Source organism: Rhizobium sp. BK312 (assembly GCF_014193605.1).
In the GTDB taxonomy this organism is placed as follows: domain Bacteria; phylum Pseudomonadota; class Alphaproteobacteria; order Rhizobiales; family Rhizobiaceae; genus Rhizobium.
On the sequence record NZ_JACHZP010000002.1, the window covers coordinates 845,944 to 867,844 of the forward strand.

General features: G+C 58.9%; 23 protein-coding genes. 15 read left to right on the plus strand and 8 right to left on the minus strand.

Going from position 1 to position 21,901, the window contains the following annotated elements:
* The first annotated feature begins 163 nt into the window (after positions 1-163).
* Genes queC through queE form a run of 3 tightly spaced genes read left to right on the plus strand, consistent with a single transcriptional unit; the run spans position 164 to position 1,955 of the window.
* Positions 164-874 carry a 7-cyano-7-deazaguanine synthase QueC gene (gene queC / locus FHT85_RS08490; RefSeq protein WP_112412599.1) on the plus strand — a complete coding sequence of 237 codons (711 nt, stop codon included), beginning with the start codon at positions 164-166 and terminating at the stop codon, positions 872-874.
* Entirely contained in the window at positions 874-1,230 is a 357-nt protein-coding gene (gene queD / locus FHT85_RS08495; protein ID WP_112412600.1) for a 6-carboxytetrahydropterin synthase QueD, read from the plus strand. The genes queC and queD overlap by 1 nt, the downstream gene beginning before the upstream one ends.
* Positions 1,227-1,955, plus strand: a complete 729-nt coding sequence (gene queE / locus FHT85_RS08500) for a 7-carboxy-7-deazaguanine synthase QueE (protein ID WP_112412601.1) — start codon at positions 1,227-1,229, stop codon at positions 1,953-1,955. Before queD ends, queE begins: the two co-directional genes overlap by 4 nt.
* Before the next feature lie 86 nt (positions 1,956-2,041).
* Here the strand turns inward: queE and FHT85_RS08505 are convergent, their stop codons facing one another.
* Complete coding sequence (locus FHT85_RS08505) at positions 2,042-2,380, minus strand: ArsR/SmtB family transcription factor (RefSeq protein ID WP_112337626.1); 339 nt, start codon at positions 2,378-2,380, stop codon at positions 2,042-2,044.
* 327 nt (positions 2,381-2,707) lie between these two features.
* Here FHT85_RS08505 and FHT85_RS08510 point away from each other — a divergent pair, with 327 nt between their 5' ends.
* Complete coding sequence (locus FHT85_RS08510; protein ID WP_112337625.1) at positions 2,708-2,911, plus strand: hypothetical protein; 204 nt, start codon at positions 2,708-2,710, stop codon at positions 2,909-2,911.
* 132 nt (positions 2,912-3,043) lie between these two features.
* Here FHT85_RS08510 and FHT85_RS08515 read toward each other — a convergent pair whose 3' ends face one another.
* Positions 3,044-3,934 carry an SMP-30/gluconolactonase/LRE family protein gene (locus tag FHT85_RS08515; RefSeq protein WP_112400050.1) on the minus strand — a complete coding sequence of 297 codons (891 nt, stop codon included), beginning with the start codon at positions 3,932-3,934 and terminating at the stop codon, positions 3,044-3,046.
* Between the two features lie 88 nt (positions 3,935-4,022).
* Here FHT85_RS08515 and FHT85_RS08520 point away from each other — a divergent pair, with 88 nt between their 5' ends.
* Positions 4,023-4,442 carry a GlcG/HbpS family heme-binding protein gene (locus FHT85_RS08520; protein ID WP_112412602.1) on the plus strand — a complete coding sequence of 140 codons (420 nt, stop codon included), beginning with the start codon at positions 4,023-4,025 and terminating at the stop codon, positions 4,440-4,442.
* A gap of 55 nt (positions 4,443-4,497) precedes the next feature.
* Here the strand turns inward: FHT85_RS08520 and FHT85_RS08525 are convergent, their stop codons facing one another.
* On the minus strand, positions 4,498-5,529 hold the full coding sequence (locus FHT85_RS08525) for an L-idonate 5-dehydrogenase (RefSeq protein ID WP_112337622.1): 1,032 nt from the start codon (positions 5,527-5,529) through the stop codon (positions 4,498-4,500).
* Positions 5,530-5,539: 10 nt separating this feature from the next.
* Positions 5,540-6,487 (minus strand): 2-hydroxyacid dehydrogenase, encoded by a 948-nt coding sequence (locus tag FHT85_RS08530; RefSeq protein ID WP_112412603.1) that lies wholly within the window; start codon positions 6,485-6,487, stop codon positions 5,540-5,542.
* Positions 6,488-6,572: 85 nt separating this feature from the next.
* Here FHT85_RS08530 and FHT85_RS08535 point away from each other — a divergent pair, with 85 nt between their 5' ends.
* The 5 genes from FHT85_RS08535 to FHT85_RS08555 all read left to right on the plus strand — a co-directional run bounded on the left by FHT85_RS08535 (position 6,573) and on the right by FHT85_RS08555 (position 10,209).
* Positions 6,573-7,331 carry an SDR family oxidoreductase gene (locus FHT85_RS08535; RefSeq protein ID WP_112337620.1) on the plus strand — a complete coding sequence of 253 codons (759 nt, stop codon included), beginning with the start codon at positions 6,573-6,575 and terminating at the stop codon, positions 7,329-7,331.
* Positions 7,300-7,842, plus strand: coding sequence for a gluconokinase (locus tag FHT85_RS08540; RefSeq protein WP_112412604.1), 543 nt, complete (start codon positions 7,300-7,302; stop codon positions 7,840-7,842). The genes FHT85_RS08535 and FHT85_RS08540 overlap by 32 nt, the downstream gene beginning before the upstream one ends.
* The gene (locus tag FHT85_RS08545) at positions 7,839-8,726 is read left to right on the plus strand and encodes an NAD(P)-dependent oxidoreductase (protein ID WP_112401161.1); all 888 of its coding nucleotides are present in this window, start codon (positions 7,839-7,841) and stop codon (positions 8,724-8,726) included. The genes FHT85_RS08540 and FHT85_RS08545 overlap by 4 nt, the downstream gene beginning before the upstream one ends.
* Entirely contained in the window at positions 8,723-9,055 is a 333-nt protein-coding gene (locus FHT85_RS08550; RefSeq protein WP_112337617.1) for a hypothetical protein, read from the plus strand. Before FHT85_RS08545 ends, FHT85_RS08550 begins: the two co-directional genes overlap by 4 nt.
* A gap of 134 nt (positions 9,056-9,189) precedes the next feature.
* Positions 9,190-10,209 (plus strand): LacI family DNA-binding transcriptional regulator, encoded by a 1,020-nt coding sequence (locus FHT85_RS08555; protein WP_112412605.1) that lies wholly within the window; start codon positions 9,190-9,192, stop codon positions 10,207-10,209.
* Positions 10,210-10,263: 54 nt separating this feature from the next.
* Here FHT85_RS08555 and FHT85_RS08560 read toward each other — a convergent pair whose 3' ends face one another.
* The 3 genes from FHT85_RS08560 to FHT85_RS08570 are packed head-to-tail and all read right to left on the minus strand — an operon-like array spanning position 10,264 to position 13,982.
* Entirely contained in the window at positions 10,264-11,358 is a 1,095-nt protein-coding gene (locus tag FHT85_RS08560) for a substrate-binding domain-containing protein (RefSeq protein ID WP_112412606.1), read from the minus strand.
* Between the two features lie 40 nt (positions 11,359-11,398).
* Positions 11,399-12,469 (minus strand): ABC transporter permease, encoded by a 1,071-nt coding sequence (locus tag FHT85_RS08565; RefSeq protein WP_112337614.1) that lies wholly within the window; start codon positions 12,467-12,469, stop codon positions 11,399-11,401.
* A gap of 16 nt (positions 12,470-12,485) precedes the next feature.
* The gene (locus FHT85_RS08570) at positions 12,486-13,982 is read right to left on the minus strand and encodes a sugar ABC transporter ATP-binding protein (protein WP_112412607.1); all 1,497 of its coding nucleotides are present in this window, start codon (positions 13,980-13,982) and stop codon (positions 12,486-12,488) included.
* 384 nt (positions 13,983-14,366) lie between these two features.
* Between FHT85_RS08570 and FHT85_RS08575 the strand changes: the two genes are divergently transcribed.
* The 4 genes from FHT85_RS08575 (at position 14,367) to FHT85_RS08590 (ending at position 18,372) form a co-directional block, all read left to right on the plus strand.
* Complete coding sequence (locus tag FHT85_RS08575; protein ID WP_162709779.1) at positions 14,367-15,341, plus strand: AraC family transcriptional regulator; 975 nt, start codon at positions 14,367-14,369, stop codon at positions 15,339-15,341.
* A 321-nt stretch (positions 15,342-15,662) separates the two neighbouring features.
* Complete coding sequence (locus tag FHT85_RS08580; protein ID WP_112412609.1) at positions 15,663-16,247, plus strand: NADPH-dependent FMN reductase; 585 nt, start codon at positions 15,663-15,665, stop codon at positions 16,245-16,247.
* 119 nt (positions 16,248-16,366) lie between these two features.
* Positions 16,367-17,083 (plus strand): FadR/GntR family transcriptional regulator, encoded by a 717-nt coding sequence (locus tag FHT85_RS08585; protein WP_112401165.1) that lies wholly within the window; start codon positions 16,367-16,369, stop codon positions 17,081-17,083.
* A 203-nt stretch (positions 17,084-17,286) separates the two neighbouring features.
* On the plus strand, positions 17,287-18,372 hold the full coding sequence (locus FHT85_RS08590) for a lactonase family protein (protein WP_112412610.1): 1,086 nt from the start codon (positions 17,287-17,289) through the stop codon (positions 18,370-18,372).
* A 38-nt stretch (positions 18,373-18,410) separates the two neighbouring features.
* Here FHT85_RS08590 and FHT85_RS08595 read toward each other — a convergent pair whose 3' ends face one another.
* A complete protein-coding gene (locus FHT85_RS08595; RefSeq protein ID WP_112337608.1) occupies positions 18,411-20,507 on the minus strand; it encodes a putative bifunctional diguanylate cyclase/phosphodiesterase in 2,097 nt (698 codons plus the stop codon).
* A 321-nt stretch (positions 20,508-20,828) separates the two neighbouring features.
* On the opposite strand from FHT85_RS08595, the gene FHT85_RS08600 reads away from it, so the two are divergent.
* On the plus strand, positions 20,829-21,743 hold the full coding sequence (locus tag FHT85_RS08600) for a DMT family transporter (protein ID WP_112412611.1): 915 nt from the start codon (positions 20,829-20,831) through the stop codon (positions 21,741-21,743).
* Positions 21,744-21,901: the final 158 nt, after the last annotated feature.

A 21,901-nucleotide genomic window follows, 5' to 3' on the forward strand; every position in this document is an offset into this window, starting at 1 on the left:
CATCACAGCCATCGCAACGCGCTGGGCAGCTGCCGGCGCGTTGCGATGAAATGAACGATTGCCTTGTTTCCTCCGGTTTCTGCTGCTAGAGACCCCGCCGTGGCTTTGAAAAGCCATGAAATCCGGTCGCAGCCCACCCGGTCAAAACAAGGGATCCTGAATTATGAAGACTATCGTGATCTGCTCCGGCGGATTGGACTCCGTTTCGCTCGCCCATAAGGTCGTAGCCGAACATCAGCTTATCGGCCTCGTCTCCTTCGATTACGGCCAGAGGCACCGCAAGGAGCTGGAATTTGCGGGCGCCTGCGCCAAGCGTCTCGGCGTGCCGCATGAAATCATCGACATCACCGCCATCGGCCGGCATCTGACCGGATCGGCTCTGACAGATGATGTCGAGGTGCCGGACGGGCACTATGCCGAGGAAACCATGAAGGCGACGGTCGTACCGAACCGTAACGCGATCATGCTGGCGATCGCGTTCGGGCTTGCGGCGGCGCAGAAGGCGGATGCCGTCGCCGTTGCGGTCCATGGCGGGGATCATTTCATCTATCCCGACTGTCGTCCGGGGTTCATCGACGCCTTCCAGCAGATGCAGAACCACGCGCTTGAGGGCTATGCCAGCGTTTCGCTCTACGCGCCTTATGTGACGATCTCCAAGGCGGATATCGTTGCCGACGGTGCCCGGCATGAAACGCCCTTTGCCGAGACTTGGTCCTGTTACAAGGGCGGAGAGCGCCATTGCGGCCGCTGCGGCACCTGTGTGGAGCGGCGCGAAGCCTTCCATCTCGCTGGTATCGCAGATCCCACGGAATATGACGATGCCGACTTCTGGGTTGCCGCGACATCGGGCTTTTCGGCTGAGGAGGTGAAGTGATGTATCGCATCACCAAGGAGTTTCATTTCTCCGCCTCGCATCAGCTCTCGCATCTTCCTGCCAATCACCAGTGTGCGCGCCTGCACGGGCACAATTATATCGTCGTTGTGGAGCTTTCGGCCGGCGAACTGGACGAGAACGGGTTCGTGCGAGACTATCATGAGCTGCAGCCGCTGAAGCGCTATATCGACGAAGCGTTCGATCATCGCCATCTCAATGATGTCTTTGGACATGACCGGGTGACCTCGGAGTATCTCGCCAAGCATTTCTATGACTGGTGCAAGGAGCGCTTGCCGCAGACATCTGCCGTGCGAGTCAGCGAAACGCCGAAGACCTGGGCGGAATACCGGCCATGAGCGAAGCGCCCATTCGCGTCAGCGAGATCTTCGGGCCGACGATCCAAGGCGAGGGCATCCTGATCGGCCTTCCGACGATCTTCGTGCGCACCGGCGGCTGCGATTATCGCTGCTCCTGGTGCGATACGCTGCATGCCGTCGATAGTGACTATCGCGATCAATGGCGGCCGATGTCGGTCGATGAGATCTGGCAGGAGGTAACGCGACTTTCAGGCGGCAAATCGCTGACCATCTCGCTCTCCGGCGGCAATCCTGCGATCCAACCGCTCGGCCCGCTGATTGCGTGCGGCCATGCGGAGGGATATCGCTTCGCGCTGGAGACTCAAGGGAGCTTGGCCAGGGAATGGTTCGCCGAACTCGATGTGCTCGTGCTGAGCCCGAAGCCTCCATCGAGCGGCATGGCGACGGACTGGATCGCCTTCGACGACTGTCTGCGCATGGCAGGCGACGGACCGCAGATCGCCTTGAAGATCGTCATATTCGATGATCTCGACTATGAATATGCGCGAGACGCGGCTGCTCGCTATCCTCAATTGCCCGTCTATCTGCAACCCGGCAATCACACGCCGCCGCCAGCCGATGCAGAAGATACCATTGTCGATATTGACGGCATCGTCGAGCGGATGCGCTGGCTCGTGGAAAAGGTCAGCAATGATCGATGGTTCGAGGCGAGGGTGCTACCGCAACTGCACGTGATCATCTGGGGAAACAGGCGCGGCGTTTGATCGATTGCGAACGGGCCACATTCTGCCTGGCCCGTTCGCAATTTACATTTTTGAAGGCCAACCAGCAGAGCCGTATCGGTGCTGCGTTACGATTTCTCCTCGCGACTGCCATGCTCTTTGAGTTCAGCATCAAAAATTCCCGCAAGTGTCTTGAGGATCTGCAACACGGCCGGATGATCGCAGGTATAGTATCTATACTGCGCCTGACGACGCACTTTGACGATGCCGGAATGATGCAAGCGGGTCAGGTGCTGGCTGAGCGCTGATTGCGATATTCCAAGCTTCTTGGCTAGGCTATTTACATCCTCCTCACGGCCGGACAGATGAATACAGACCTCAAGGCGTTTGGGATTTGAAAGCTGGCTGAGAAGATCTGCATGGTAGATGAGACGCTCATCTTCTGTGGTCTGATCTGAGGAATACATAGCACGGCCAATCGTCGATAGTTAATCTTAAAATCCCCCTGCAGCGCGTGATGATAAGCGCAAAAGTTGCAAAATTATGGCTTGGATATTCCAAAACGTTGCATCCTCGCGGAGCAGGCGGCCCCTCCCAGTTCGGCCGATTTCAAGGAAATCAACCTCTCCCAGCGGTCAACTAGGGTCCTATTGTAATTTTGGAATATGTACTGCTTTGGGTTTTGCAATTATTCTGTAACAAAATCGAACGAAATGCCTTGTTTTTGTCCGGGTTCTGACATCGCACTGCTAACAAAGCGGCTTATCTTCTGCTCCAACGAACAGGAGGTAACCATGACCCAAAGGGACTTGACAATCGCCGAGGTTCTCAAAGATCCGCTGATCCGCCAGGTCATGCGCGCGGATCGCATTTCCGTGACTGGAATGGCAAGCCTGCTGCAGGATGCCGCGCGCCGGCAGGAGCGTGCCTTGTCCGCCAATATGGCGCCGATCACGCATGCCGCTTCGTGCTCCAGGCCGCAGGCCGATTTACGCTGAGATCGTCTGTTGCGGGCCGACACGGCAATCGCTCCGTGACGAGTGCTTTGCCGTCACCTCAGATTTCAGGGCAGGATGGTCCTAGGCATGATTTAGGGTCGCCTCATTTCGCCCGACGCCTTTGCGCCGCTGTCACAGTGCGCCGCTTCGGTTCAAGGAGATCGCGTAGACGCTTGTCGTTGCCGTCATGAAAAGCTTGTGCTTGCCGCGACCGCCGAAGCAGAGATTGGACACTGTTTCCGGTACCAGAATCTTGCCCATGAGATGGCCGTCGGGCGCGATGCAATGCACGCCGTCGGCTGCCGAAGACCAGAGATTGCCGTCGCTGTCGAAGCGCATACCGTCAGCACAGCCCGGCGAAATCGCATGAAATACCTCGCCGCCGGAGAGCTGCCAGTTTTGGCCGACGTTGAAGACCCGGATATGTTGCGGATCGTTGCTATGCATGCGACCGGTATCAGCGACATAAAGCTTCGTCTCGTCAGGATTGAAGGCAAGCCCGTTCGGGCAATTGAAATCCGTCAGCACGGCCTGCATCGACCCCGTTGAATCGACCCGGTAGACATTGCACGGCAGCTCCTGATCGCTCTTATATCCCTCGTAATCCGTCGCGATGCCGTAATGCGGATCGGTAAACCAGATCGCACCGTCCGAGGCGACGATCACATCATTGGGTGAATTCAGATGCTTGCCCTGGTAACGATCTGCGATCACCGTGATGGAGCCGTCATATTCGGTGCGCGTGACACGCCTGGCGCCATGCTCACAGCTGACGAGCCGGCCCTGCCGGTCACGCGTATGGCCGTTCGAAAAATTCGAAGGTTCGCGAAAGATGCTGGTGCCGAGTCCCGGTATCCAGCGCATGATGCGGTTGTTGGGAATATCCGAAAACAGCAGGCAATTCAGATCTCCGAACCAGACAGGGCCTTCCACCCAGTCGAAACCGGTGGCGATCTGCTTGACAGGAGCATTGCCAAGAACAAACTTCCCAAAGGCCGGGTCGATGATTTCGAAGAACGACATTGTGACAATACCTCCCGTAATGCTAGATCGTGCGTTGATCTGTTATCGATAACATATCTCGATGAGTCCGCAATGAGGAGGATAGTGCATGAGCCACGTTCTGACGTCGAGCGTCTTGAGTGACGAAGGTGTGATGACCTTGTTGAATGCCGCCATTTCAGCGGCGAGCGCGATGGGCCAGCCGCAATGCATCGTCATCGTCGATCAATCCGGCGTGACGCTCGGCTGCTTCCGCATGCGCGGTTCGCGTTTTCAGTCGCTGAAAAGCGCCGGTGCTAAAGCACAGACGGCTGCCTCCATCGGCGCTCCCAGCCATTCGCTACCGGACCATGCGCGAGTGCCGCTGGCAATCGCCACCGACGGCGGGATGACGGGGTTGCGCGGCGGTTTGCCGATCCGCGTCGGCGGCGCGCTTCTCGGCGGCATCGGCGTCGGTTCGGGTTCCGGCGAGCAGGACGAACAGGTTGCCCGCGCCGCGCTCAAAGCGATCGGCGCCGACCTAGACTGAACGGGCGCGAACGCCCTCATCAGCTTCAACCGAGTGGATTTCGCGCCGCTTTCGCTCAGTTGAAGGCGATCTGCGCCTTCATGGCCTGGCTTCGATCCGACGCGATTTCGAAAGCACTGATCGCATCGGCAAGCGGTACTGTGTGGGTGATGAGCGGCCGCACATCGATAAGGCGCTTGCGCATCAGATCGACGCCAACCGCAAACTCTTCATGAAAGCGGAAAGAGCCACGCAGTTCCAACTCCTTGGCCGTAATCGCCAGCATCGGCAGGCTCATGTCGCCGCCGATACCAAGCTGTACGATGATTCCTCGCGGTCTCAGTGCCGCGATGCCACCGGCGAGGGCTGCCGCCGCGCCCGAGCATTCATAGAGCACATCGAACGTGCCCTTTTCGGAGGAATAGGGGGCAAGCGCTTCAGGTTCGTCCTTTGTGTTAATGACCCGGTCGGCACCTGCTTGCCTGGCAAGCGACAAGGTGAAATCCGAAAGATCGGTCGCGACGATCTCGACGGCACCGGCGCGGCGTGCGGCCAGGATCGAGAGGACGCCGATCGGACCGCAGCCGGTTACGAGGATGCGTTTGCCGAGAAGCTCGCCCGCACGCCGCGTAGCGTGCAAGGTCACGGCCAGAGGTTCCGCCATGGCCGCTTCACCCGGCGTCAGACCATCGGCCGGTACGCATTGAATGGCATCGGCCACGAGCGTCTCGCGGAAGGCACCCTGGATGTGCGGGAACGGCATGGCGCTGCCATAAAAACGCATGTTGAGGCATTGATTGGGCAATCCCTGCAAGCAGTAGCGGCAGGTGCGACAGGGACGGGAGGGGGAAACGGCAACGAGCTGGCCGACCTCGAGCCCCTGCACGCCCGGGCCGAGCGCGGTCACGGTCGCGCTGACTTCATGCCCGAGGATCATCGGTTCCTTCAGGCGAACAGTGCCGAAACCGCCGTGATGATAATAATGTAGGTCGCTACCGCAGACGCCGCCGGTTGCAAGCCTCAGCTTCACTTCCCCTGCACCCGGTTCTTCCTCAGGATAATCCTCGATCCGCACATCCTTGGCGGCGTGGGCGATGATGGCTTTCATATCTTCCTCCTCAAAGAACGGGTGTGGGCAGCGCCTGGCCGGCGAAATGAGCGGCGAGATTGTCGCGCATCAGTTGACCCATGGCCTTGCGCGTCTCAACCGTGCCGGAGGCATGGTGGGGCTGCAGCAGCACATTGTCGAGTGCCAGGAAGCGCGGATTGAGCTTTGGCTCGCCTTCAAAGACGTCGAGCGCTGCCGATCCGAGCTTGCCGGTCTCCAACGCATCGAGTAGGGCGTCTTCGTCTATATTGGACGCGCGGGAGATGTTGATCAACATGCCTTCCGGGCCGAGCGCCTCGATCACCTTATGACCGACAATATGCCGCGTCGCCGCCGACGCGGCGAGCGTGACGAACAGGAAATCCGATTGTGTCGCGAGCTCGACCGGATCGGCGACAAAGGTCATGTCTGATACGTAAGATTTCGCCTCGACGTCCGAATAGGCAATTTGCATGTCGAAGCCCTTCAGGCGCTTGGCGACCTCAAAGCCGATGCGGCCAAGACCGAGCACGCCGGCACGCCGTCCCCAGACGCGGCGCTTGAGGGGATAAAGCCCTTTTTGCGCCCAGCTGCCGTCACGCACCCATGTCTCTGCACCGATCATGCCGCGCGACAGGCAGAGCATCATCGCGATTCCCAAATCCGCGACATCATTGGTCAGGACGTCAGGGGTGTTGGTGACACGGATACCGCGCTCGCGGCAGGCCTGCAGGTCGACAGCGTCAAAACCGACGCCATAGACCGAAATGACTTCCAGTTTGGGGCAGGCCTCGATCATGGCGCGGTTGGCGCCGAGTTCGCCGCGTGTCGCAATGCCCCTGATCGACGGTCCGACCTCGGCGAGCAATTCGTCCTTGTTGGCCGCCTCGAAATAGCGATGAACCTGAAAGGCTGCGTCGAGCGGCTCTTGATCCCATTGCGGGTAGGGCCCAATCTGCAGGATTGGTGGCTTGCTCATCTTGTATGTCCTCCCTTGACATCAAATGTTATCGATAACATAAACAAGGGAAACGCCCATTGTCGAGATAAAAACGGAGGAAACAATGTCTGCTGGTCTTTTTGATCTGAAAGGGCGGCGCGCCCTGGTGACGGGTTCTTCCCAAGGTATCGGGCTTGCCCTCGCGAAAGGTTTGGCGGCCGCCGGCGCCGAGTTGGTGCTCAATGGGCGTGACAAGGAAAAGCTCGCCACGGCGGCTGAAAGCTTCGACAGCAAGGCGTATCAGCTGGCCTTCGACGCCACTGACCATGAGGCTACGCGTCAGGCCGTCGATGCCTTCGAGGCGGAGATCGGCGCGATCGACATTCTCGTCAACAATGCCGGCATGCAGTTTCGCACGCCGCTTGAGGATTTTCCTGCCGATGCCTTCGAGCGGCTGCTCCGGACGAATATATCGAGCGTCTTCAATGTCGGTCAGGCCGTCGCCCGGCACATGATCAAGCGCGGCGCAGGAAAGATCATCAATATCGCCAGCGTACAAACGGCACTGGCGCGGCCCTCGATTGCGCCATACACGGCAACCAAGGGTGCCGTCGGCAATCTCACCAAGGGCATGGCAACGGATTGGGCGAAGTATGGGCTGCAATGCAACGCCATCGCGCCCGGTTATTTCGATACGCCGTTGAACGCAGCTCTCGTTGCCGATGCAGACTTTTCGGCATGGCTCGAAAAGCGCACGCCGGCCGGCCGCTGGGGTCGTGTCGAAGAACTGGTCGGTGCCTGCATCTTCCTTGCTTCCGACGCCTCCTCCTTCGTCAACGGTCATGTGCTCTATGTCGACGGCGGCATCACGGCATCGCTCTGATGGCGCTCTGCCGCGCCGCTTCGTCATCATGGGCGTCAGCGGCTGCGGCAAGTCGTCGGTCGGGTTGGCGCTGGCAGCTCGCCTTGGAGGCATCTATGCCGATGGTGATGATCTTCATCCTGCGGCAAACGTCGCCAAGATGAGTGCCGGCACCCCGTTGACCGACGCCGATCGCTGGCCTTGGCTCGACAAAGTCGGTCAATACCTGGCTTTGGCGCAGGATACGGCACTGATCGGATGTTCGGCGCTGAAGCGCATCTATCGCGACCGGATTCGCGAGGTTGTCGACGCGCCGGTTTGCTTCGTTCACCTTGCCGGAACGAGGCAAACCATTCTTCGACGCATGCACGCAAGACGGGATCATTTCATGCCGCCGGCATTGCTCGACAATCAATTTGCAACCCTCGAGCTGCCGGGATCAGACGAGCAGGCGATCACCGTCGATATCGATCAGCCGCTGGATCAAGTCGTGGCGGCCATCTTAATTGCATTGGAGGAGACGCAATCATGAGCAGCAAGGTGGCGCTGATCGGCGCCGGTGCAATGGGCGGCGCGATCGGCGCCCGCCTGGCGGAAACCGGCAATCAGCTGACTGTTTTCGATCTCGACAAGGATAAGGTTGCGGCTCTGACCGTAAAAGGCGCCACGGCAGCCGTCAGCGCAGCCGCGGCGGCTGCCGTTTCCGATTTCGTCGTTCTCAGCCTCAATTCGCCGAAGATCGTCCATGCCGCGGTATTCGGGCTCGAAGGCGTTGCCGTCGGTGCCAAGCCGGGGACGCTAATTATCGACATGTCGTCGATCGACCCCGATGCGACAAAGGCTCTTGCCGCAGAGGCTGCGGAAAAGGGGCTGCGCTGGGTGGACAGCCCGCTGTCCGGTGGAGCGCCAAAGGCCCTGATCGGACAATTGACGCTGATGGCTGGCGGCAGCGAGCAGGATGTCGCGGATGCGCATCAAGTCCTGCGCCATGTGGCCTCGAACTATACGCATATGGGTCCCGTCGGGGCGGGTCAGACCACGAAGCTCATCAATCAGGTTCTTTGTGCGTTGAATTTCCTTGCGGTCGCGGAAGCGACGCAACTGGCGCTCGACGCCGGCGTCGATGCCGCGAAAATCCCGCAGGCGCTGAAGGGCGGGCGGGCCGACAGCGCCATCCTGCAGGAATATATGCCGCGCTATGTCGCCAAGGATTACCGCCGCACCGGACGGATCGACAATATGGTCAAGGATCTGAACGGCGCTCAGGATCTGGCCCGCAGGACCAATACCGCCATGCCGCTGACGGCCGTCTGTGCCGAGATACACCGCATGCTGACGGCTTCCGGGCTAGGTGGCGAAGATCAGGCGGCACTGATGGAATTCTTCAAGGGACCAAACAAGGAGATTGCTGGATGATTACCCGATACGCATTATTCGAAGGCAAGGTCAGGGAAGGAGAGGCAGAGGCGTTTCGGACGGCCGTCATGGAAACCATCCTGCCGAAGTGGAAGCAGTTTCCAGGTGCCCTCGACGTGCGGGTTACCTTTGCCGAGGCGCGCGATGAAGGCGCCCCGGAGTTTCCGATGATTTTAGCCGTGAACTATCCGGACATGGCCGCCGTGGAGAAGGCTCTTGCGAGCCCGGTGCGCACCGAGGCGCGTGCAGCGACGGAAGCGGTTCTCTCACGCTTTTTCGAAGGACGCATCCATCATCATGTCACGCTTGCCCATGAGTTTGAGCTCTAGACCGCCCTCGCAGGACGCTTTCCGATGCGCAGCGCCGGTGACGTCCTGCGCGTATGGCGGGATAGCGGAGAGCGCCTCTTGCCATCCTGGGAAGAGGCATATTACTCTGATGGTAACGATAACATAGGCCATTGATGAGTAACGATCGCAAAACGCCGACCATGGCAGACATAGCCCGCGTCATGGGAGTTTCTCCCATGACCGTGTCGCGTGCTTTCAAGGCTGACAGTCTTGTCAGCCCCGAGACGCGCGAGGCGATCCTGCGAACGGCGGAGGAGCTGGGCTATGTCTTCGACAGCACGGCGTCCAACCTGCGTTCGCAAAAGTCCGGCTTTGTCGCCGTTACCATTCCTTCGATCAACAATGCCAACTTCGCCGATACGGTCGGCGGCCTCTCGGACACCTTATCCAAGCGGGACATGGAGATCCTGCTTGGTTATACGAACTACAATGTCGAGGAGGAGGAGCGGCTGATCGAGCAGCTGCTTCGCCGCAAGCCGCAGGCGATCGTCGTAACCGGCGGTACCCATACGGAGCGTGCGCGGAAACTCCTTCAGACCGTGGCAATCCCGGTGATCGAGACCTGGGATATCCCGACCGATCCGATCGGCCACTATGTCGGTTTTTCCAACAGAGCCGTCATGCGCGATATGGTCGATCATTTCGTCGCACTCGGCTGTCGCCGCATCGCCTTCATTGGCGGCGATGTCCAGCGGGATTCACGCGGCAGCGAACGCAGGCTGGGATTCATTGCGGCGATGCAGGCACATGGGCTTGATGCATCGAGATTGATCGCAGCCGGATCGCCGCCGATCTCGATGCGGGAAGGCGCCAATGCCATGGCGAAGCTGATCGAGCTCTATCCCGATACGGAAGCCGTCGTCTGCGTCTCGGATCTTGCCGCCTACGGCGCACTCACCGAATGTCGTCGGCTAGGAATTCCCGTGCCCGAGCGTTTTTCCATCGGCGGTTTTGGAAATTACGAGATCGGTGAGGTCTGCGTACCGACTTTGACGACGATCAACGCTTTTGCGCGTGAAATTGGCGAGCGGACCGCGCAGTTGATTTTGGATATTATCGAAGGCACGCAGCCGGCCGCCGACGTCAGGATTTCGCCGGAACTGATTGCACGGGACAGCAGCCGCCAAGTTTAACCTGTCTGGCGAAAGCAGCGCGGCTCGCCGCCGCGCCACCTCTTTTGACTGAGATCAATTACCCCAGATCTTCTTATACTCGTCCTTGTAACCGTTGTCCGGATCGAAGGTGTTCTTCGGACCACCGTCGGATTGGATATTGTCCGCCGTTACAACATGCAGCGGTGAGAGATAGCCGGACCATTTTTCTCCGGCGAAAGCGCGATTGAGTTCATCGACCAGCTGCCAGCCCTGGAGATTTAGGGGCTCAGCGACCGTGACCTTCTGGAACTGGCCGGCGCGGATACGCTCATAGGCCGATTGCGAGCCGTCGCCGGCTGCGACGTTGATCGGCGCGTCGGTGCCGCTCTTGCCGGCGGAGGCGAGCGAAGGACCCATGAAATCGAAATAGAGGTCGTTGATCGCAAGCGAATGCGTCCAGCTGTCACCGTATTTCTGCAGCAGCGAGGTGGTCAGCTGCGGCATGCGCTGCGATGTCTCGGCAATCGGGGTATCGACATATTCGAGCACCTTGCCACCCAGCCGCTCGATCTCCTGCTTCATCTTGTCCGCCTTGGCGATGGCGATCGCATAGGTGGAATCGGTGAAGATAATGACGCCCGGCTTGCCCTTGGCATCGACGAAGGCCCAATCGGCAGCGGCTTTCGAGACTTCCATGGCGTCGGTGCTGACATTGGCAAAAAGACCGTTCTTGTCGTCCGGGCCGATGGTCGGGCCGGCATGCCAGGCGACCAGCGGGATCTTGGCGGCCTTTGCCTGTTCCAGCGCCGGAGCCTGTTCGACGGCGTCGAAGCCGTCAATGATGATACCGGCAGGCTGCAGGGCTATGGCCTGACCGAAAGCGGCCGTGCGGCCACCGATGGAGCCGGCGCCATCGAGAACCTTCACCTCCCAGCCGATCGCCTTTGCTGCTTCCTCGACACCGTTACTCACGCCGAGAATGCCGCCATTCTTGAGATCGCCAGCGAGCACGACAATGGTTTTGCCGGCCTGCGCCTTTGGCCCCGTGGTCGGTCCATCCCATTTGGTGACGGGCGTGGCATATTTCTCGACGACGGCCTTCGCATCCGCCAACGCGTCAGCATAGGCCTGGCCGGCGCATAGCACCAGGACCGCTGTCGTGGCCTGCAGGAATTGTCTACGGTTCATGTCTTCTCCTCCCTTTGGACATTCGAACTTCGGATGATCTTCATTTCTCCGCCGTCTTGGCGGAAAGTTGCGGTGCCTGGGCCGGCGCCATGCGTCCGGCATGGCTGCGGCGGCGCTGCGCGTAGCCGGCAATGCCGATGGCAACCAGCAATGTGACGCCGTTGAACAGGGGCTCGACATAGAAGGAGCCGCCGAACTGCTGGATGCCGGCGATACCGACCGCCAGGATGATGACGCCGATCATCGTGCCCCAGACATTGACGCGGCCGGGTTTGATCGTTGTCGAGCCAAGGAATGCACCGACCAGCGCGGGCAGCAGATATTCAAGCCCGACGCTTGCCTGACCGATGCGCAGCTTGGAGGCGAGCAGCACGCCGGCGATAGCGGCAAGCGTTCCCGAGGTGACGAAGGCGCCAATGACGAAGCGGCGGACGGGAATGCCGTTGAGCGCGGCAGCCTTCGGATTAGCACCGATCGCATAGATGTAACGGCCGATCGGCAGGTATTCGAGGACGATCCACATGACGAAAGCAAGTGCCAGAACATAGATGCCGGTGATCGGCAGGCCGAAGACCATGGTGCCGTTCAGCGCATAAAACCCTTGCGGCAGCATGCCCACCACCTGCCGTCCGCCTGTATGCCAGAGCGCGATGGCGTAGAGGACCGTGCCCGTGCCGAGCGTTGCGATGAAGCTGTCGATCTTGGCGATCTCGACAAGAAGGCCGTTGAGGAAGCCGGTCAGCGCGCCAAGCGCGATGACGATCAGGACGGCAACCGGCCAAGGCAGCCCGAACATCGTCTGAAGGCTGATCGCCAGCACGTGCCAGAGGACGATGCCATAGCCGATCGTCAGGTCGATGCGGCCAGCTGCCATCGGGATCATCGCAGCCAGCGACAGGATGGCGATGATCGTCTTGTCGGAAACGATCGAACGCAGGTTGAGCATCGTCGGGAACGTCTGCGGCAGCAGAATGGAGAAGAGCAGGATCAGGAAGACCGTCAGGATGACGAGGCCATAGACAGGCAGCAGGCGCTGGATCTTCTGGCCGAAGCTCATGGCCGAAAGCTCGGCGCGGGTCGGCTCGAGTGCGTTGGATTCGATCGATTGCATGGTGTTCTCCCCCGGTTCAGGCCGCTTCGGATGCTGATGCGGCGGCGATGACCGCCGGTGTTGTGAGGTCGGCACCGCTGAGTTCGCGCACGATCCTCCCGCGCGAAAACACCAGGGCACGATGGCAGATATGAGCGATTTCCTCGAAATCGGTGGAGACAACGAGAACGGCAAGGCCAGCCTCCACGGCCTCGGCAATGAGCCGATAGATGTCGGCCTTGGCGCCGACATCGACGCCGGCAGTCGGATCCTCGGCGATCAGCAATTTGCGGCCCGTCGCCAGCCATCGTCCGACGACGACCTTCTGCTGATTACCGCCGGATAGGGCTTCGATGGCAAGGCTCTGGTCATTGGGTCTGAGGCCGACGCGGCTGCCGAGCGAATAAGCAGCTTCGGCTTCCCGGCGTGGCGACAGGAACGAAAACAGGCTTCGTCCGGAGGCGCCGGGATTCAGGAAGGTGTTTTCACGCAAGCTGAGCGACATGGCGACGGACTCTTCGGTCCGATCCCGGGCGATCAGCCCGATGCCTGAAGCCATCGCTGCGACTGTGCTGGAAAGATCCGGTTCGATCCCGCTCAAGCGCACGCTGCCCTGCGATGGCTCACAACCGAACAGCGCGCGTCCGATCAATTCCTGCCCGGCGCCGCGCAGACCAACGAGGCCGAGCAATTCGCCCTGTCGGATATCGAAGGACACCGGCCCTGCGCCGCGACAGGATAGCTCCTTCACCGAGACGATCGCAGGCCCCGCACTTCTTTCCGCCTTGACGAACAGTTGGTCCGCCTTGCGCCCGACGATCATGCGGATGAGCTCATCCGGCGTCGTCTCGGAGACTGACTTCTGGCCCACCAACTGACCGTCACGCAAGACGGCAACGCGGTCGGCGATACGGAAGATCTCGTCGAGGCGATGAGACACATAGATCATAGCCACGCCGCGCTCTTTCAGCGGGCGGATGGCGGCAAAGAGTTTCTCGACCTCGTCGGCGGGCAGGCTGGCCGTAGGTTCGTCAAGCACCAGCACGTCGGCTTCGACTGCGAGCGCCCGAGCGATTGCGACCAGCGACTTCTCGGTGCGGGTCAGCTCCTGTACGCGGGTCGACGGATCGAAATCGCAGCCGACGAGCTTCAGTGCCTCGGCGGTACGCCGCTCCGTGGCGCGCCAGTCTATCAATTTACCGCGCAGGGAATAGCCCTGCGCAAGCCCGACATTCTCGCCCACTGTCATCCATTCGATCAGTCCGAGATCCTGATGGATGAAGGCGACCGGCTGGCGTTGATTGGGTTGTGGCGGGCGGTGGTGATAGGGTTTGCCGCGAAACAGGATCTGCCCGCCATCCGGCTTGTAGATGCCAGCCAATGTCTTGATGAGCGTCGATTTACCCGCGCCGTTTTCCCCGAGAAGCGCGAGGATTTCGCCGCGCTGCAAGTCGAGCGACACGTTCGACAGGGCTCGCGTTCCGCCAAATTCCTTGGTGATGTCGGAAAATGCGAGCAGCTTTTCGTCGTCCATCCTGCTCCTCCCAAAGCTTCGATAGGAGGAGGCTATGTTATCGATAACATTCCGTCAAGAGGCTGGGATGCTTGCCTGTATATTCAGGCATCATGCGCGGCCCCGGCCGAAAAGTTAACGTATTAACGAGAGGCATTCTTTAAATATGAAATATATCTCAATGCGTCCGATCATATTATGAAATAATATAAGCAGGAAGAAAATATATACTGCCGTTGCGATGCATCCGCATGGTTGTAATTATCATACTTATTCGATGAGCCATTGATTTTTCTAGTTTTATGGCGTTATTTTCTCCAGGGGCGTAAGCGAGGATGTATTTTCGAGGCAGATGACCGAAGGCTAAAAAGGTAATCTGCAGACGTAGCGCAATGAGGGGAACATTTGACTTACGCGACGTGCTCGGTGTCCCAAATCGAGAAAGCCGATGCCGAGGAGATGACCGCGCATTACGCGAGAACCCTGTTTCCCGCGATTGTCGAACCTCTCCATCGCCGCGGTGCGATTTCGGTGGAAGACCGCCACTATACGATCGGCTCCTGCAGCGTCTGGCGCGGCAAATGTCATTCTGGCATGAGCGTTATGCTGCCCGGTGGCCCCGAAGCCTACGGCCTTTATCTGCCGACCGCCGGCAAGATGCTTGTCGACGCCGCTGGGCGGCAATTGGAATCGGAGCCGGGCAGGGGACTTGTGGCCGATATGTCTTCTTTCAGCCGGCTCACGTTTTTCGAGCAGCGGAGCCATATGGGCATCGCATTCGAAAAGGCGGCCATGATACGGCAGCTCAGCACGCTGCTGGACGCACCGATGCGCTCTGATCTGGAATTCGCCGGCCCGGTCGATCTAACATCGGGGCGAGGGATGCAGATTGCCGCGCTTGGAAACTTGATCTGGCAGGACCTCACAGCGGCCGGCCCAGAAAAATCCTCCGCTTCATTCAGCGAATGCCTTTTGCAGGCGATGATGATCGCTCTGCTTGAGACTGTGCCACACAATTATACGCCGCAGTTGCAAGGGCCGGCATCGCCGGCAATCCCGAGGCAGTTGAAGCGCGCAATGGAATATATGCACGTAAATGCAGGTGCGGACATCAAGATCGCCGATATTGCGCGCGAGAGCGGAACAAGCGTGCGATCTTTACAGACCGCATTTCAGCAGTTCAAGAACATGACGCCCCTCGGCTATCTGCGCGAGATACGCCTGCAAGGCGCGCGCAAAGCCTTGATACAATCGAACCGTTCCCGGGTGGTGGCCGACATCGCGCGCGATTGGGGATTTTCCCATATGGGGCGGTTCGCAGCGCTATATTATCAATCCTTCGGAGAAATGCCCTCCGAGACTGTCAGGCAAGCCCGGTAGGGGCGGCAGCGCTGCCCACGCGATCAATACCTTGCCAGACCTCAGATCTATTCGCCAACTGCCGTTACGACGCGGCTGTTCCTGTCATGCGTACAACTTTGCACAGGTTGGTCAAAAGGGAAGTAGCCCGTTCACGGCCCCAAGGACATCTGAGGCTCTCTGGCCGCGTTACCGCAATGACGGGGCGGCGCATTGCTATTTTGAGGATCATATTCATAGACTGCCTCACCGGTAGGATTTTGGTGAGGGAGTGGCCGTCTCGCCGTCATGACGCATACTTAAAACCTCTTCTCGTAACGATGATGCTGGAGTGAATAGGCAATGGATCCTCTGAAGATCACCATCCTTTCATGCAGCCTTGATCCGAAAAGCAGGAGCCGCCGCATGGCTTGCGAGGCTGAAAATTTGTTGCGAGAGAGGCGATGCGAAGTCGAGTTTATCGATCTTCAGCATCTGGAGTTGCCCGCTTTCGACAATTTGAAATGCTATGAACATCCTTCATACGACCGGCTGTATCGTGCAATTCGCGATGCGGATGGTGTCTTGCTTGCGGTACCTATTTACAATTGGTCGGTGGGAAGTGCTGCCAAGAGCCTGATCGAACTTACCGGTGCGACAGGCGCCGGCGGACGAAGATCGGCCTGGTTCGATCAGATCGTCACTTTCATCTGCTCCGGTGGGCTTCCGCACAGTTATATGGCTTATGGAAGTCTGGCCATGTCGCTGATGCTCGATTTCAAATGCGTGATCAATCCCTATGTCGTTTACGCCACCGAGCGGGATTGGTTAGACGGTACCATCTCGTCCGACAGTCTCCAGGCAAGGCTGCAGAAGACGATCGAGGTACAGCTGGAATTGTCGTCGAAATTGAGATCCAGGGCATATAGTTCTGACTGGGAAATCTGATGGGCCTGCCTGGCCCAATTGCATTCGACGCGCCTGATGTTAAGACTATTCGTATGATGACTTGCTGACGATGAGAAGCGACTGCGGTTGAAGGCCAACAAAAGGGTCGGGGATTGGGAATGACGACAAATGCCCGGACACGGCAAAGGCTGGCGCAAAGGGTCATCGACGAATTGCGCTTGCAGATCGAGAGCGGCAAGCTTCGGGTCGGCGACCAGCTTCCGACCGAGCCGCAGCTTGAGGCTGCATTCGACGTCAGCCGGACCGTCGTGCGCGAGGCGATTGCAGATCTTCGTGCGGCAGGCCTCGTCACGCCGGTTCAGGGCAAGGGCGTATTCGTTTCCGACACACCGACGCGGTCTGGATTGCTGCTGACGCCGGTCGAGGTCAAGAGTATCCCCGAAACGCTGGAACTGCTGGAATTCCGCATGGCGGCGGAAGGCGAGGCGGCGGCCATCGCCGCCTATCGCAGGACTGCCGAACAGGAGGCCGCGATTGCAACGGCCAACCGTAAGATGGCGCAGCTGATAGAGCAGGGGCTGTCGACCGTCGAAGCGGACTATGAGTTTCATATGGCGATCGCGGCTGCGACGAATAACCGGTTCTATGTCGACGTGCTCCGGCATTTCGGTACACGAACCATTCCGCGCCGGCAGTTTCCGACATTGCCCGAGGCGAATGACCGCGCCTATCTGGAGAAGGTTCATGCAGAGCATGCGGAGATTTTAGCGGCGATCGCCGATCAAGATCCAGAGCGCGCGCGACAAGCGATGCGGGCGCATATGATGGCGAGCCAGCGTCGCTATCGCCATCTTGCCGAGCTGCAGGAGCAATAATGCTCGACAGGGTGCTGTTGTCATATTATGTCATATGATAGCGGTCGATTTTTCGAAAGAGATGTTCCGTCTGTTTGGCCAGCCGGATCGAGGGGATTGCGACCATCCGGTTTTCGCGCATTCGATGGATAGCAGTATCTATTTTCCAGATGATCCGCATCGCCGCCGATGGAACCGGCCCCGATGCTCGGACGAGGTGATCCGTGATTCAGTCTTCCTCCAGTGTGCATCGCACGTTCGTATATGTCTCTGCGGCAATTGCCGGAACGATCGATGCCTATCGAATGGATGGAGCGACAGGTGCGCTCACGGCGATATCCAGCATGGATGTCGGTGCGATGGTCATGCCGATGGCTGTCAGCCCCGACAGGCGACATCTTTACGCCGTTATCCGTGCGCAGCCTTACCGGGTGCTGACGCTGGCGATCGACCCCGAAAGCGGCAGATTAAGGCAGGAGGCGGCCGCAGCGCTGCCCGACAGCATGGCCTATGTTGCCCTCGACCCGACAGGCGGGCTTCTATTGGCTGCCTCTTATGGCGGCAACAAGATCGCCGTGCTGCTCATCGACAAGAATGGGCTCGTCACCGCGCGAGCCCAGCAAGTGATCGCAACCGGCCGCAACGCCCATTCGATCGTCACTGATCGGACAGGCAAATATGTCTTTGTCACCAATCTCGGCTCCGATGCTGTGCAGCAATTCATCCTACACCCGGAGACCGGGATACTGAAGCCGAACGATCCGGCTCAGGTCCTGACCGGCAAGGGCTTTGGCCCGCGGCATATCGTCGTATCGCCGGATAATAAGGCCGTCTACGTTCTGACGGAGCTGACCGGCCATGTCGTCCACTATGCGCTCGATGCCGATAGGGGCACATTGAGAGAGGTCGAGAGCCTCGCTTCCGTTCCCGAGGATGCGGGCCTGTCGCCTGGCCTAGCACCGGATGCAGTCTCACCAGACAATGGCGAGCCGAAAATCTGGGCCGCAGATATCGGCATCACACCGGACGGCAGATTTCTTTATACGACTGAAAGGACCACCAGCCGGCTTGCGCTATTGAAAATCGATGTGGATAACGGAGGGCTGACTTACGTCACGAGTTATCCGACCGAGCAGCAGCCGCGCGGCATCCGCATCGACCCATCAGGCCGGCTCCTCGTCGCATCGGGAGAGAAATCCGACCGGCTGTCCGTCTACGCCATCGACCAATCCGATGGCGGTCTCGCATTGGTGGGGCGATACCCGGTCAATGCAGGTGCGAACTGGATCGAGATGGCGACATTTCCTTGAGAGGCATCCGCGTGCGGGGAGCTGCCCCGTGCGAATATCTACACAGCTTTCGAAACGGTCCCGGTAATCAGGCTTTCGATCTCGGAGGAGGGAAGGGGCCGGGCAAACAGATAGCCCTGAAGCAATTCGCATCCGGCGCCTTCGAGAAAACGGGCCTGCTCCTCGGTCTCGACGCCTTCCGCCACGACTTCCAGATCGAGTGTTCTGCCGAGCGATACGATGGCGGACGTAATTGCCATATCGCCCGGCTTTTCGGGAATGTCGGCAATGAAGGATCTGTCGATCTTCAACCGGGAAAGCGGAAAGCGCCTGAGTGTGCTCAGGCTTGAATATCCGGTGCCGAAATCATCCATCGCGAGGCTGACACCCAGCTCTTTCAGTTCATGCATCCGCTCGATGGCGCCCTCGACGTCACGCATGATCAAACTTTCCGTCAGTTCGAGCTCAAGCCATTGCGGATCGAGATCAGCCGATTGCAGTGCGGATGCCACATGGCTTGTCAGTGAACTCTCCAGGAATTGCCGCGCAGATACGTTGACGCCCATGCGCAGTGCAGGCAGGCCGCGATCTTGCCACAGACGGGCTTGCTGGCAGGCCTTTCGCAGAACGATTTCGCCGAGCGGGACGATGAGCCCCGTTTCTTCCGCGAGCGGAATGAAGACACCGGGCAACAACAAGCCCTCGACAGGATGCTGCCACCGCACGAGGGCCTCGACCCCAATGATCTTGCCGCTGCGAACTTCCTTTTGCGGCTGATAATGGAGCACGAATTCGTCCCGCTCTACAGCGCGTCGCAATTCTTCGATACGGATCAGCTTGTTGCGGGCGTCCTCTGCCATGGCCGGCGTGAACAGGCGAATGGCATTGCGCCCCGCTTCCTTGGCACGATAGAGCGCCATATCGGCATTTGCGAAGAGTTCCGAAGCCGTCGTGCCATGCTCCATGGCGCACGCGACACCGATGCTGCAGCCTACTCGGATTTCGACGCCTTGTACGATCATTGGCTTGGAAATGTCCGCCAGGACGGCCGCGAGCCTCTCATATATTGGCTCAGCCGGATCTTCCAGAACGATGATGAATTCGTCGCCGCCGATCCTCGCGACAATGCCGCCATTGCCGACATGGGTCGATATGCGCCGCGCGACCACCATCAGCAATTCATCGCCGGCCGCATGGCCGAGTGTGTCATTTACGAGTTTGAAATTATCGAGGTCGACAAAGGCCACGGCCAGTGACCTTTGTTGTCGGGACGCTTTTTCCAAGAGGGCGCTGAGCTTGCGGTCGAGCAGCATGCGGTTCGGCAGGCCGGTGAGCGCGTCATGTTCGGCCAGATAGGCGATATGGGCGATGTCGCGATGGCGATCGATGGCAATGCCCACGGTCTGCGCTATGCCGGCGAAGAACTCCATAAGTCCGGCCTCGTCACCATCGGTTTGCACCGTCACCAGGGCTCCATGCCGGCCGCCGTCTCGCGAAAAAATGGGAAATTCCAGGATATCGCCGGCGAGCTGTTCAGTTTGCTCGCCATTGAGGACGAAGCTCACGCGTCTGCCGTTGAGCAACTCCTCAAGAAGGACCTGGGACTCCCTGAGAAATACGTCGAGATCAACGCCGCGCGCCACATCCTGTAGAAGCTTCGTCTGGGCACTCATCAGTTTTTCTGCCCGTTTTCGAGCGGAAATGTCGCGCGATGCGCCGACGACGCCAATGATGTTGCCGTTTCTGTCGCGTAGCGGCACCCGCGACATCATGAGCCAGCCTTCACCCTTCAGTCGCCGTTCCTCGACGCCGAGATCGGCCTTACCGCTCTCCATTACCTGCCGTTCGACTTCTTCGATCTTGTGGGCATCGGCCATGGGGTGAATTTCGGCGTCGGTAAGTCCAATCAACTCGTCGACATGCCTGAAGCCATTGTTGAGGACGATCGCCAGGTTAGCAAAAAGGAAGCGGCCATTCCTGTCCTTGGCATAGATATAGTCCGGTACGTAGTTGATCATGGCTTCGAGCCATTCGTAGCGCTCGGCGAGAGACTGGTACCGGGCCTGGAGCAATTCAAATGGCTTAAGGACCTGCTCGTCTTCGACGTCTTGGTCCCGGTGCGTAGGATCTGGCGCTCCATCCGGCGGCTGCATCATGTATCTTCTCTCACCCGGCAAGCGGACAATATCGGCAGGCTGTTATGCAACAATGAAAAGCATGTAGGAATATTGAGCGTCTCCCTTTGGCGAGGTTCGGCTCGTCGCTTCCATAAACGTTATCATATAACCGAATTTATAAACATCCGCTCAAGTTTTAGAGGAAGATCGCGTCTGCCGACGGCGAGCGCTCCCATGCTTCTGTGGCTGGAAACCGATAGATTTTGGGAATAACTGCCCACGAGGAAATCCATTGCGGGTAGGGGGCAAAACCGGCTAAAGCGCAGGTGGTAAAATGCAGGATTCGCAAGGATAGTCAGCATGCGCATGGGCAAAGCCGTAACAAGCGGCAATCTTGTACTTGCCGGCATGCTGCTGATGCTTCTCGGCGACTTCCTGTTTTCGCTGAACGATGCCATGGGCAAGTGGCTGGTCGCGAGTTTCTCCGTCGGTCAGATTCTGGTGATCCGCTCTTTCGGTTCGTTCATTATTCTGACACCTATGATCGCGCGACAGGGCAGTGACGCGCTTTTTCGCCTCGAACGGCCGCCGCTGCAGCTTCTGCGTGTCGTCATGGCGACGCTCGACGTCGCTCTCTTTTACGCCGCTGTCGCCTATCTGCCGCTTGCCGATGTCATGACCTTCTACATGGCCGGGCCGATCTATGTGGCGGCGATCTCGCACTTCTTCCTTGACGAGAGGATCGGCTGGCGGCGCTGGCTTGCGGTCTTCGTCGGCTTTATCGGCGTATTGATCGCGCTCAGACCTTCAGCCGCAATGTTTTCCTGGCCATCACTTTTCGGCCTCAGCGGCAGCCTCGCATTTTCATTGACCCTGGTGCTTGGACGGCGGCTGCGGCAGACACGCGATGCGACGCTGGTCGCGTGGCAGACGCTCGGTGCGCTTATTGCCGGGTTGGCGCTCAGCATCGGCAACTGGCGTTCCGCATCAGCGCTCGATCTCGGCGCGATGCTCGCCCTTGGCATTGTCGCCGGTAGCGCTCATATGCTGATAACCAGATCCTTGAAGCTCGCGCCTGCTTCGCTCCTGGCTCCGCTCCAATATAGCCTGCTTGTCTGGGCAATCGTCCTGGGCTTCGTTTTCTTCGGCGATATTCCGGACACCCAGATTATCATCGGCTCCGCTATCATCGTCCTTGCCGGACTCTTCATTTTCCATCGGAAGAACCTGGTGGATACGGTCCCGAAAGACGACGTTGCCCGGGACGGGCATTGACGCGGGGAGAGTGGTATTCCTGCTTTGCAGGATCAGGACACTCTAACTTTGCGGTACAGGTAGTGTCACAGCTATTTAGAGATGAGACAAAGTAATCAATTTAGAAACGCGACATAATAATATCTGTTATTACTTCATTTGCAAGATTCTATAGATAT